General features: G+C 63.7%; 8 protein-coding genes. 1 reads left to right on the plus strand and 7 read right to left on the minus strand.

All coding sequences use genetic code 11. The features are described 5' to 3' along the window. Nucleotides 1-14: 14 nt before the first annotated feature. Genes OHL11_RS03125 through OHL11_RS03140 form a run of 4 tightly spaced genes read right to left on the minus strand, consistent with a single transcriptional unit; the run spans nucleotide 15 to nucleotide 4,123 of the window. A complete protein-coding gene (locus tag OHL11_RS03125; RefSeq protein ID WP_263370015.1) occupies nucleotides 15-1,232 on the minus strand; it encodes a glycosyltransferase family 4 protein in 1,218 nt (405 codons plus the stop codon). A gap of 2 nt (nucleotides 1,233-1,234) precedes the next feature. After that, nucleotides 1,235-1,828, minus strand: a complete 594-nt coding sequence (locus OHL11_RS03130) for an acyltransferase (protein WP_263370016.1) — start codon at nucleotides 1,826-1,828, stop codon at nucleotides 1,235-1,237. A 13-nt stretch (nucleotides 1,829-1,841) separates the two neighbouring features. Next, a complete protein-coding gene (locus OHL11_RS03135) occupies nucleotides 1,842-2,825 on the minus strand; it encodes a glycosyltransferase family 2 protein (RefSeq protein WP_263370017.1) in 984 nt (327 codons plus the stop codon). Next, nucleotides 2,822-4,123 (minus strand): glycosyltransferase family 4 protein, encoded by a 1,302-nt coding sequence (locus tag OHL11_RS03140; protein WP_263370018.1) that lies wholly within the window; start codon nucleotides 4,121-4,123, stop codon nucleotides 2,822-2,824. The genes OHL11_RS03135 and OHL11_RS03140 overlap by 4 nt, the downstream gene beginning before the upstream one ends. 109 nt (nucleotides 4,124-4,232) lie before the next feature. Here OHL11_RS03140 and OHL11_RS03145 point away from each other — a divergent pair, with 109 nt between their 5' ends. Beyond that, entirely contained in the window at nucleotides 4,233-5,345 is a 1,113-nt protein-coding gene (locus OHL11_RS03145; protein WP_263370019.1) for an acyltransferase family protein, read from the plus strand. Here OHL11_RS03145 and OHL11_RS03150 read toward each other — a convergent pair. Genes OHL11_RS03150 through OHL11_RS03160 form a run of 3 tightly spaced genes read right to left on the minus strand, consistent with a single transcriptional unit; the run spans nucleotide 5,342 to nucleotide 11,621 of the window. Next, entirely contained in the window at nucleotides 5,342-6,574 is a 1,233-nt protein-coding gene (locus OHL11_RS03150; RefSeq protein WP_263370470.1) for a glycosyltransferase family 4 protein, read from the minus strand. The two genes, OHL11_RS03145 and OHL11_RS03150, sit on opposite strands and share 4 nt — an antisense overlap. A 2-nt stretch (nucleotides 6,575-6,576) precedes the next feature. Further along, nucleotides 6,577-7,548: a hypothetical protein gene (locus OHL11_RS03155; RefSeq protein ID WP_263370020.1), complete on the minus strand. Its 972-nt coding sequence runs from the start codon at nucleotides 7,546-7,548 to the stop codon at nucleotides 6,577-6,579. Then, on the minus strand, nucleotides 7,545-11,621 hold the full coding sequence (locus OHL11_RS03160) for a non-ribosomal peptide synthetase (protein WP_263370021.1): 4,077 nt from the start codon (nucleotides 11,619-11,621) through the stop codon (nucleotides 7,545-7,547). Before OHL11_RS03160 ends, OHL11_RS03155 begins: the two co-directional genes overlap by 4 nt. Nucleotides 11,622-11,624: the final 3 nt, after the last annotated feature.

Genomic DNA, 11,624 nt, shown 5'->3' on the forward strand with positions numbered 1-11,624 from the left:
CGGCGAGCGCGGCACTACTTGAAGAGCTCGCGGATCCACGAAGAGCGCAGCGCGTTCCAGAGCGCGCGGGTGTTGTCGAGCGCGCGCTGACGTGCGCCCTGCGACAACGCAGCGGTGAACTGGCGATCGTGGCTCAGCTTGACGAGCGTCGCGGCCAGCGCTTCCACATCGGCATTCGCGACGAGCAACCCATCTTCACCGTGGCGCACGGTGTCCTCGCTTGCGGGCGAGCGATAGGCGACCACAGGCAGGCCCGCAGCCATGGCATCAAAGAAGGCGCGGCCGAAGTCCGTGGTGAGGTGCGGCATCGCGAAGACGTGTTCCTGCTCGATCGCGCCGCGGAGTTCCGCACCCTGCTGCAGTGCGCCCCCGAAGTGAACGGCTTCGCTGATCTGCAGACGTCTGCTGAGCGCTTCGAGCTCCGCCTGCTGTGATCCACCGCCGTAGAGCGTCACGCGGACATCTTCGCCACGCGAGCGTGCGATGGCGACAGCACGCAGCAGGAAGTCCAGGCCCTTGAGCGGCTGCATGCGCGACGCGGTGACGATGCGCAGAGGACCCCCGGCCAGCAGCGCGTTCGAGCGCGCCTCCAGCGCGGCGGAGCTGATGACCTCCTCCGCTTCGTGCACAGGCTGACGAATCGCGAAGGCGTTCTGCGCGTGCATACGGTAGCGCACCACCGCTGCGGGGGTATGCAGGAAGGTGAGCGAGGCGGTGTTCACGCGCTGCTGCACATGCTTCTCAAGTTGCGCGAGCGTGCGAGCGCGGCGCTTCTGCTGCAAGCCCGCAGGTGCCGTGCGAACCCATTCCCAGCCGAGCATGTCGGGGAAGTCTTCGGCGACGACGAAGAGCGTCTTCTTCCCGAGCTTCGTTGCGAGATCATGGCCGTAGTACAGCGCGACGTCGTTGCCGAAGAGGTTCGAGGTATGGACGAGATCAGCGTTCTGCACTGCGGCGCCGAGTGCCTTGCGCAGCTTCATACCGTAGAAGAAGTCGAGGCGGCCCCTGCGTGCTGGCAGCGAGACGAAGCTCACTTCGCCTTGCGTAGGACGCTCGGCGAAGCCTGTCCCCCAGCTGCTCAGCGTGGAGAGCGGAAGCTCGGGTGCGGCGACGGTGATCGCGCCCATGCTCGCGGCGAGGCCGTCGAGGTCCGCGCTCCACAGCTTGTCGAGCAGGACGTTACCCGCTTCGTTGCGCGCAAATGGAATATGAGTGACCAGCAGATAACGCATGGTTAAGCCTTTTCTTCGCGAGAGATGATGGGCTTCGCAGGGACGCCGGCGACGACCGCGCCCGCGGGGACATCGCGTGTAACAACGGCGTTCGCGCCGACGGTCGCGTGATCGCCAATGGTGATGCCGCCAAGGATCGTGACGCCGCGACCGATCCACACTTCGCGACCGATGGTGATCGGCTTGGCGGTGTGACCCGCATCGCGCATGGCGACGCCTTCTTCGCGAGCGTGGTTCGCGTCGCGCAGGCTCGAGTATTCGCCGATCATCGTACCGTCGCCGATGGTGATGCCGGCCATCGCGACGAGATGGACGCCGCGCGAAAGTACGCAGCCGTTGCCGAGTGTGAGCGCGGCGTGTTCCTGCGTCTCGAAGTGGCAACCGGGGTAGAGCAGCGTGTGTTCGCCGAAGCGAATGTTGCGCGTGCCGTAGACCCATTGGCGGCCGAGCACCACGGTGCTTGCGGGAAGCTGGTCGCGCAGTTGTGCGGCGAGCGAAGAGAAGCTGACGATGCGGCGCAACGATTCACGCGCGCCATCGAAGGCGCGAAGGAATGCGGTGAGCGGAGCGGCGATGAGTTGCTTGGGTGAAGGCATAAGCGACGCGCGGCTACCAGGGCGCTGGCGGCGAAACGCGTCCTCCCTTCGTGTCGTCCCACGCCTGGTCGATGAGGCGCCGGAGGTTGGCGAAGCGCTCGGCCTTGGCTTTGCGCTCGGGCGTGCTGCTGAGCTTGTTGCGCCACATGCTGGCGGTGTAGAGCGATTTCTCCATCCACTTGGCGAGCCATGCCTGTGCGCCGTGATGCTTGCGGTAGTAGAGGAAGGTACTGCGCATGCGCCACTTCACGACCTGTGCGGCTTGCGACGAGAATTCGAGTGACTTGAGTGAGCGCGAGCTTTCGCCACCGATGTGCGTGATGACGATGTCGGGCCAGTACCAGATCTCCCAGCCCGCTTGCTTCAAGCGATAGCAGAGGTCGACCTCTTCGTAGTAGAGGAAGAACGCCGGGTCGAAGAAGCCTGTCTGCGCGAGTGCTTCGGGGCGGATGATGGCGAAGGCACCGGGCACCCAATCCACGGAGGCGGGCTGGCTTTGATCGCTCCACGTGCGGTCGAGCGCGCTGAAGAGTTTCGACTTGGGGAAGCGATAGGACAAGCCTGTGAGCACGGTGAAGTCGATCCAGACGGTGTGGAACATGCGCGCCGACGGTTGCCATCCGCCGTCGCGGCCGATGAGCTTGCCGCCGCCCATGCCGCAGCGCGGCGTCGCGTCCATGTGTGCGATGGCCTTGCGCAGGCCGCCGGGCGCGATGAAGGCATCGGTGTTGAGCAGCACGATGTAGCGGCCCTGTGCGACGGGCAGCGCGACGTTGTTCGCGTTGCCGAAGCCGAGGTTCACGTCGCTGCGGAAGAGCTTCACCTGCGGGAAGTCGCGCTCGATCATCGCAGCGGAGTCGTCGCGCGAGGCGTTCTCGACAACGAGGACTTCGTGCGTGAAGCCTTCGAGCTCTTCGTAGAGTGCGGTGAGGCACTCGTGCGTGAGCTTCGAGGTGTTGAAGGAGACGAGGATGACGGAGACGTCGTAGGTGCTCACTGCTTCACCGCCGGTTGCAAAGAGTGGCGAAAGATCTCAGCGAGCCGTGCGTGATTGTCGCGAAGACGATAGTGTTCGAGGACGCGTTCGCGCGAGGAGTGTCCCATGCGCGCGCGCAGCGAGGCGTCGGACGCGAGCAGACGCAATGACTCGGTGAGTGCGTCGACGTCAGAAGGTGCGACGAGCACGCCGTCCTGTCCGCTGCGAATGAGTTCGCTGATGCCGGCGACGGTCGTGCTGAGGCAGGGGATCTCCAGTGCCATCGCTTCCATCAGCGCGACGGGGATGCCTTCGGCGAAGCTCGGCAGCGCGAAGATGTCGGCGGTGCGAAGCAGCGCAAGCGTTTCCGGATGCGATTGCGGTCCGCTGAGGCGGACGCTTTCGCTGAGGCCCTGCTGCCGCACGAACTTTTCAAGCGACGCGCGCTCGGGGCCTCCGCCGACGAGCGTTGCGGTGACGTAGACACCTTCTGCGCGTAGGCGCGCGATGGCCTGCAGCAAGAGTCGCTGGCCCTTCTCTGGCACAAGGCGGCCGACACAAACGACATGCGGCAGCGCGGTGGACTGCGCCTTCACCGGCGGCAGCGCAAGCATCTCTTCTGGCACGCCGAGGCGTACGACGTGCAGCTTGGACCAATGGTCTGTCGGCAGGCGTTGCATGAGCTGGCTCTTTGCAAAGCTGCTGATGCAGAGCACGAACGCAGCTTGCAGCAGCTTCTCCTGCATCTGGTTGGCGCTGAAGTCCTGCAGCTCTTCCGGGCCGTGGATGGTGAGGCTGAAAGGCACGCCCCATGCGCGCGAGGTGAGGAAGCCGACCGATGCGACGGGGCCGCCGAAGTGCACATGCAGATGCGGCAGATCGCGTTGGCGCATCCAGTCGCCGAGCAGCAGGGCTTCGGCGAGATAGGCGAACCACATGGCGCGCTTCTTCGCGGTGAGTCCCTTCACGCTGAAGATGGCGCGGAGGCCGCGCATGAACGCAGTGGGATGCTTCACGCTGATGCCGAGTAGCTTGAGCAGCGAGCCGACCTTGCCGCCGGACTTCACATAGAAGGTCTTCGAGGCTTCTTCCGCTTCGACAGGAGGCAGCGCGTTCATCGCGCGATCGGGTGCGTTGATCGACGCAGTCTCTATCTGCATGCCGAGCGCGCGCAGGCCCAGCACTTCATGCAGGAAGAAGGTGTGAGAGATCGCGGGATAGCGGCTGAGGAGGTATGCGAGGCGCGTGGCGCGAGGAGGAGTTCCTGTGGCGTCGGCCGGTGCATCATGAGCAGGCATGGCGTCGCGCACGGGGTTCATGGCATGAGTATAGCCGTGGCGAAAGCGCGTTGGCGTAACGAATTCTGCGACTTGTGTGTCACGACTTGATACTTGCCGCGAGGCTTCGACGACACGGACAATAACTCTCGTGACCTCCTCTGCCAAGCCGTCGTTGAACAGCCCGTGGGACTCGCGCCATAACAACTTCGACGCGCTGCGTATTCTGCTCGCGCTGCTGGTGCTGGCCTCGCACTGCATGCCGCTAGCGACAGGAACGGAGGAGCGCGAGTGGGTAGCGCGCTGGACGCACCATCAGCTCACAGGCGGAGCGATCTCGGTCGATCTCTTCTTCGTGATGAGCGGCTTCATGATCACGGCCAGCATGGAGCGCTCGAAGAGTGCGTGGCAGTTCGCGCAACGACGCATCGCGCGCATCTATCCGGGCTTCCTGGTGTGTGCGCTGCTAGGGTTCTTCGTCTTCGCGCAGATCGGGCACGCTGAGTTGCTGCCACGTCTATCGGCTCGTATCGGCGATTTCCTGTTGGAGACATTGCGGCTTCGTGAGTTCACGTACAGCCATGCGTTCGCGCACAACATCTATGACGGACGCGCGATCAACGGCTCGGTGTGGTCGATCCAGTACGAGTGCTGGTGCTATGTCGGCGTGATGCTGCTGGGCGTTGTTGGTCTGTTGAAGCAGCGCGTGTGGCCGCTGCTGTTCTTTGTGGGCTCGCTTGCGTTGAGCGTGATGTTCCTCGTACGCGGATGGGTGTTCGGCGGCAAGTTCCTTGGGGTGCTGCTGGGTTCGCCGCAGCTCTGGGCGCGGTTGCTGCCGTACTATCTGGCGGGCGTGGTGTTCTATCTCTATCGTCGCCAGATTCCGCATAGCGCAGCGCTCGCATTGCTGGCGGTGATTGCCTGTGTGGTGGCTGCGCGTGTGCCGTTTGGCGTAGCGGCGTTGTTTCCGATGGCAGGGAGCTATCTGGTGTTCTATCTCGCGTACGCGAAGTGGTTGCCGCTCACGCAGGCCGGGCGCTTCGGCGACTTCTCGTACGGGCTCTACCTCTATGCGTTTCCGATTCAGCAGACGATCGTGATGCTGCATGGCGGCGCGATGTCGCCGGCGATTTTGTTTGTCGAGGCGACGCCGCTGGTGCTGCTGCTTTCGGTGGCAAGCTGGTACGGCGTGGAACGTCGCTTTCTGCGGCCGGGACGTCGGCATGAAACGATCGCGCAGGGTATGAAGGAAGCGGTCAGCTAGCGTCGTTGCTCGGCGAGCACCTGCTCGTAGAGTGCGTAGACGCGATCGACCTTCTTCTCCCAGTCGAAGTGGTCCACGATGCGCTGACGTGCAGCGCGGCCCAGTGTGGCGCATAGCTCAGGCGAACGTGCGAGCTCTTCCAGCGCGTCAGCAAAGCCTTCAATCATCGCGGTGCGACTCGTTGGCTCGACGAGGATGCCGCAGCTTGTGTCGAGATAATCAGCCGGGCCACCCCATGCTGTGGCGATGACCGGACGGCCAACGCTCATGGCTTCGAGCACAACGGCGCCACCGCATTCATAGATGCTGGGCAGTACGAGCGCGGTAGAGTGTTGCAGCATCTGCGCGCACTCAGCCTGCGACTTCCAGCCGTGGAAGTGAACGCGGTCGCCGATGTTCAGTTCACGCGCGAGTTGCTCCCAGGCGGCGCGCATGTTGCCATCGCCGACGACATCGAGCTCAGCTTGCGGCACGCGCACCATCGCGAGCAGCACGAGGTCGAGGGCCTTCCAGTCCACAAGGCGGCCCATGAAGAGGAAGCGCGGCGTAGCGGGTGCTTCGTAGGCGCTGGCTTCGGGCCACTTCGCGAGATCGACGCCGTTCTCTACGATCTCCACGACGCGACCGCGGTGTTCTACCGGGAGCGCGGCCGCTGTGCGTGGGTTGGCAACGAGCAGTCGTGCGGCTTTTTGCTTGCCGGGCAGCAGGCGATTGAAGATGCCGCTGAAGCTTCGGCCCAGCGCGATGGCCGCATTCACGCTGGCGAATTCGGCGCGACGGAAAGCGGGCGGGTACTCCATGCCGCCGTTCATCGGCCCGATGATGACCGGCGCGCCGACGTTGGCGATAAGCGAAGGGAACTTCGGCGATACGGGGATGGGCTGATGTACGACCGTGCCCGGCGCTGCGAGTTCGCGTACCATCTTGCGCTGTGCGTGCTGCGTAAGCAGTTGGTTGGCGAGGCCGAAGGTAGCCTCTGCGATGCGGCGCGGAAGGAACGAGGACAAGCGGAAGAAGAGCTTCTGCGCAGCCATGTCGGGCACGAAGAGCAGGCGCTCGCGATCGTGGGGGAAGAGTTCTTCGAGCTCCGTGCGTGTACGTTCGTGCGTGATCAGCAGGGCATCGACTCCGCGAGCACGGAGCACGCGGAAGTAGTGATAGGGCAGCGATGCCTCGCCGCCGAAGCGCACGGAGGCGTGCTCGGCCACGATGATGACGCGCGAAACCACGCTCAACCGCCTCCGAAGATCTTGTAGTAGCCGAGCTTGCCGATGAGGCCCTTCAGCGATTGCTCGCGCTCGTAGTATGCGGGTGTGAGCTCAACGAAGGGCGCGGGTGCGGCAGAGGGTGTATCCGCAAGATCAACGCTGGCGCGGCCCTGCGCTACGATCTGCGGAAGCCACCACTTGGCTTCGCCGCCGGCGTGGAAGCACTTCAGCGAGTTCCACGGCTCAGACGCGAGGATCGCATCGCCCTTCGCGCCGAGCTTGATGCGCACGCGCTTGGACTGCGTGCGATGCCAGCAGACCCAGCGCGCGGGGTCGAGATAACCGCCTCCGCCGTGCTCTGCGATGGCTGCCCACACGATGGCTTCAATGTGCATTTTGCGCGGGAGCGGCTTGCCGTCTGCGAGCGTTTCGATGAAGGAGTCCACCCACGCGAGTTCGTTCATCTCGGGCGAGAGTCGCCAGTGCGCGACGCCGATGTCTACGTGACGCGCGAGCGGGATGCCCGCGTGCATGGCCGCGCGGACGTTCTCCGGCGGCAGCAGGCAGTTCGGCGCCTGCCACATCAGCAGCAGGCCGTTCGGTGTGGGGTCGAAGCGGAAGCGGTTGGGGAAGTAGAGGTCCGGGTCGAGCAGGATCATCTCTGCGCCGGGTTCGGTGAGCAGCAGCGGGTCGGTGATCTTGCGCCAGCAGGGGTGACCGTGGCGCAGCGCGCGCAGATGCGGATAGCGGCCGAGGCGTTCTTCTTCTGCGGCATCAAGATCATGCTCGCTGAAGACGCTGACGCGATGTTGTTGCGGAGGAGCGATCTCGGTGACGACACGCTGCAACTCATCACGATCGTCATCGGAGTCGGTGATGAGATGCAGGTGCAGTGCGTCGGCGCTCTGCGCGAGCAGCGTGGCGATGGCAAGCCGCGCGTAGTCGAGCGAGCGAGGCGAAAGCACCATGTAGACCGGCCGCAACGTCTGGTTCATCGGTTTATCTGCTCCAGGCTGTCGACGATGGCCTTCGCCATATCGCCCACCGCCGGTTCGAGGAAGATGCGTTCGTGGTCGCCGCGAATCTCGTAGATCTTCACGCCGCCGGGGAAGTACCTGCTCCAGCCTAGATCACGTGGTCCTGAGGCATAGTCCTGGTCCGTGGCGCGGAAGAGGACGAGTCTGCCGGGGTACGTGTGCAGATTGTATCGCTGCAGTGCGACGAGGTTCACGTCCCACGGAACCTTCATCCATGAGGGCATTCGCCTTGCGCCGAGCTTGCCGAAGAGGCGTGCGCTGATGCGCGCCGAGCGTGTGCCGAGTTTGTTGGCGATGTACTTCACGCGGTCCGTCATCGACAGGTGCTGCGTGTTGCCCATGATCTGCTTCATGCGGCGATCGACCTTCGTCTGCACGGCCATGCTCGAGTGGAACTCTGCTTCGAAGTCCTTCGTCTTGGCGTCGAGCATAGAGAGGTAGGCAACCTCTTCTCCGGCGTTGATCAACTGCGTGGCCATCTCCGCCGCGACGGTGCCGCCGAAGGAGTAGCCGAGCAAGTGGTAGGGGCCGTGCGGTTGCACGGTGCGCATCTCGCGGATGTAGAACGCGGCCATGTCTTCAAGCCGCAGCAGAGCGGCCTTGCCGCTGAGCAGTGACTGCGCCTGCACGCCGTAGACCGGCTGGTCTTCGCCGAGGCGGCGCGCGAGGCCCATGAAGTTCAGGATGTTGCCGCCGACGCCATGCAGGATGAATAGCGGTGGCTTTGAGCCTTCGGTGCGAATGGGCACCAGCGTGCTCGTGGTGCCTGCATCATGCTGCGAGTGGATGAGGCGGGCGATGTCCTGAATCGTCGGGTGGCTGACGAGCGTGGCGAGGCCGAAGTCTACGGCGAAGATGCGGTTCATCTTCATCACCAGACGCATGGCGGCGAGCGAGCCGACGGCGAGTGAGAAGAAGTTGGCTCGCGTGCTGATGCGTGCGATGCCGAGCGTGGTTTGCCAGATGTCGGTGAGCTGACGTTCGACGAAGTCCTGCGGTGCGGCGAAGTCGCTGGCTTCACCGCCGGTGATGCTGACGCCGCCGTCGCCGGCTTCGGTGAAGACGTCGGGCAGTGCCTTGCGGTCAACCTTGCCGTTCATCAGGCGCGGCAGTTCGGGCAGCGCCACGATGACGTTGGGCATCATGTATTCGGGCAGCGCACGCGCGACGACGTCTTCGAGTTCGCGGACAAGTGTCTGCGCCTTCTCTTCATCGTTCGCGTGTTGTGGCGCATCGACGTAGGCGATCATGCGTGTGACGCCCGCGGTTTCCGCGGTGTCTGAAAGCACATGATGCGCTACGACAGCCTCGCGGACAGCGGGATGCTGCTCGAGGACGTTTTCAATCTCGCCCAGCTCGATACGGTAGCCGCGGACCTTCACCTGGAAGTCGAGGCGACCGAGCAGACGCAGTGTGCCGTCGGGCTCGACGCGCGCCGCATCGCCGGTGCGGTAGATGCGGCCTTCGCCGAAGGGGTTCGGTTTGAAACGATCTGCGGTGCGCTCTTCGCGGTTCCAGTAGCCAACGGCCACGCCCGCGCCGCCGATGCAAAGCTCGCCCTGTCGCCCCATCGGCGTCAGCTCAAGCTGCTCGTCGAGCACGTAGAACTGCTGGTTCGGCAATACATCGCCGACGGCAGGCGCTTGCTTGCCGGGCTTGATCTGCGTGGCCGAAGACCAGATGGTGGTCTCGGTGGGGCCGTACATGTTCCACACCGAGTTGCTGCGCTCGATCAGGCTATTGCCGAGGTCGCGTGAAACGGCCTCGCCGCCGATGAGTACACGCAGCTTCAGTGTGTTGTCCCAGCCTTCGTCGATGAGCGCGCGCCATGCGCCCGGCGTTGCCTGCAGCACGTTCACATTGCACTTCTTGAGCAGCGTAAGCAGCAGCGAAGGCGTGCGGGCTTCATTGTCGGTGGCGAGGACAAGGCGAGCGCCGACCATCAGCGGAAGGAAGATTTCCAGCGCGGCGATGTCGAAGGAGATCGTCGTGATCGCGCACCAGGTATCTGTCGGAAGAAGGCCGGGCGTATGCTGCACGCCGAGCAGCAGATTGCGCAGCGCACCGTGCGGAACGGCAACGCCCTTGGGCTTGCCGGTGGAGCCGGAGGTGTAGATCACATATGCGATGTCGTTCGGCGCGTTCGCATAGGGAATGAACGGCGTGGACTGCGTTGTGACGGTAGCAAGCTGCAGCACACGGTACTGCGGATCGACATCGAGCTCGCGGTCCGTGACGAGCAGGCGCGCTTCTGAGTCCTCCATCGCGGTGTCGATGCGCTGGCGAGGATAGCGCGCGTCGAGTGGAACGTATGCGGCGCCGGTCATCAGCACGCCGAGCAGCGTCGCGACGGTGTCGACGGAGCGACCCATGCAAACGGCAACGCGATCGCCCGGAACGACACCTTCGGCGACGAGCTTATGCGCGATGGAGAAGGAACGCTTGGCGAGCTGCGCGTAGGTGAAGTTCGCGTTCGCGTTGTTGATCGCGATGCGGCCGGGCTCTGCGGACGCCTTTGCGAGGATGCTCTGATGCACGGCTTCGTAGGGGCCGAAGTCGATGCTGGGACCTGCGAAGCGTTCGAGCAGTTGGCGGCGTTCGCTGCCCGTAACGGTGGGAAGCTGCAGCACAGGTGTATCCGGTGCGGTGCTGGCGGCGTCGAGAATGCTCACCATCGTGGTGAGATAGGAGCGCACCATCGACTGCCGCATATGCTGCGGGTTGTACTCCAGTTGCAGGCGTGGGCCTTCTTCCATGCGCTCGACGACGGCGAGCATCATGTCGAAGATCGCGCCGGGGCTCTCCGAGCGCAGCGGAATCATCTGCAGCGAAGAGTTCGGTGTTTCGACGCGCATCACCTGCATGAACGAAGGCTGGTAAAGGAAGAAGACAGGCGAGGCCACGGCGTTCTGGCTGTCCGAGAAATCGGGATGCTGCGCGAGCGTTTCGAACGGCAGCGCCTGGTGCTCGGAGCCTTCGATCGTCCAGCGTTCGACGAAGTGCAGCAACTCGCGGAAGGTTGTCTCCGGCGTGATCTTCACGCGCATCGGCTGGATGTTGATGAAGAGGCCGATGAGGTCCTGCGTTTCATCGGTGCGGTTCGCGACCGGGTAGCCGATCATCAGGTCGTGCTGACCGGTGCTGCGCGCCAGCCATGCAAGGAAGCCTGCGAAGAAGAAGACGTTTTGCGTGACACCTTCGGCCTGGCAGAACGCACGTTCGCGCGCGGTGATATCGCCGGGGAGAAGTTGTGTGTCGATGGCGCCCGATGCGCCTTGCAGATGCTCTGCAAGTTCGCTCGCGGCTTCCGGGTCAGACTCAAAGCGAACGGGCTTGAAGTCGATGCCGATGCGCTCGCGCCAGAAGTCCACGGACTTCTGTGCCTCTTCGCTGCGCATCCACTCTTCATGCCACACTGCGAAGTCCGCATATTGAATCGGCAGTTCAGGCAGCGTCGCTTCTTTACCCAACAGTTCTGCTTCGTAGAGCGCCATCAGGTCGCGCTGCAGAATCCAATTGGAGATGCCATCGCAAATGATGTGGTGCATCGTCACGAGCAGCATGTGCTCGGTGGGGCCCATGCGCAGCAGCTTCAGCGCGATCAGCGGGCCCTGTGCGAGATCGAAGCGAAACGCTGCGTGCTCACGCGTCAGCTTGTCCGCGGCCATTTGGCGCTCATCGCTGGGCAGCGTGGACAGATCCACCAGCGGAATCTCGACGAGCATCTGTGCGTGCACGATCTGGCGCAGCTTCCCGTCCACGATAGAGAACGTGGTACGGAGCGATTCGTGCCGATCGACGCAAAGCTGGTAAGCCTTGCGTAGCGCGGGGATATCCAGGTCTCCGTTGCACTGCCACATCAGCGGCATGTTCAACGTGGGATTACCTGGCTGCAACCTGTCCAGTGACCAGAAGCGCTCCTGAGCGGGCGTTACTGTCATAGCGTATACATCGTTGGACTGGCTGTTCCCGGTTTCGCGCTCGCAGTCTTGTTGCTGCTTGAGCGTTGTGTCTTCGTTGCCGTTGACCACGGG

It is taken from the genome of Granulicella cerasi (assembly GCF_025685575.1).
Lineage (GTDB): Bacteria > Acidobacteriota > Terriglobia > Terriglobales > Acidobacteriaceae > Granulicella > Granulicella cerasi.